This window comes from Bradyrhizobium sp. P2_E8 (assembly GCF_056403875.1).
This window is the reverse complement of record NZ_JBFUES010001791.1, coordinates 1-721: the sequence shown is the minus strand read 5'-3', so window position 1 is coordinate 721 and position 721 is coordinate 1. Positions and strand designations below refer to the sequence as shown.

2 protein-coding genes are annotated in these 721 nt (G+C 59.2%); one reads left to right on the top strand and one right to left on the bottom strand.

What is annotated here, in order from left to right; genetic code table 11:
• Positions 1–134 (bottom strand): methylenetetrahydrofolate reductase (locus AC1D00_RS43945; RefSeq protein WP_477015047.1); only part of this gene is annotated, 134 nt, incomplete at its 3' end.
• 377 nt (positions 135–511) lie between these two features.
• Between AC1D00_RS43945 and AC1D00_RS43940 the strand changes: the two genes are divergently transcribed.
• A partial coding sequence (locus tag AC1D00_RS43940; protein WP_477015046.1) for an LLM class flavin-dependent oxidoreductase occupies positions 512–721 on the top strand: 210 nt, incomplete at its 3' end.

Here is a 721-nt window from a genome sequence, read left to right as displayed (position 1 = left end):
AGCCGGTTGATGGTCTCCCAGAGATTGCGCTCCATCTCCTCGGTCTTGGGCGGAAAGAACTCGAAGGAGATCGCAGGCCGCTTCAGGTGCCCGTCTTGCCCGTCGGCTGTCGCAGGCTTCGTCAGATCAGTCATGGCACCACTCACTCCAGGTCTTCGCAGCCTGCGGTCAGGTCGAGATTGGGAATAGCCAAGATAAGCCAAAGCGGCCGCACTCGACAGCCCATCGGTGATGGGAAGTGGCMCACTTGACCTTGGAAGCGTTGAATTTTCTTACTTGCAAGATGAATTGTGGGAAATGCGTTATTTCAATAAAGTACGTAAGATCAATAAGATATGCCGTTTCAGCGGTAGTTTGATGGTCGGCTATCGCGATGGGCAGCATGAATTCGCTGTTATATCGGTGTCGCCTGTCCCAACGCCTCGTTTGGTGGGGCGCATCGGCTCGCACACGCCAGACCTGCGCTGTCTGCCCATTGCCGCCGCGCGGCCCTCCACTACGTTAACGCGCCATGATCCCGCTCTCAGTCCTCGACCTCTCCGTCGTCACCACAGGCACAAAACCCGCCGCGGCGCTGCGCAACAGCATCGATCTGGCGCGCCATGTCGATGGGCTCGGCTATGTCCGCTATTGGCTCGCCGAGCATCACAACCTCGCCTCCGTCGCGAGCCCGGCGCCCGACGTGATGATCGGGCAGATCGCGGCGGTGACGAAGCACATC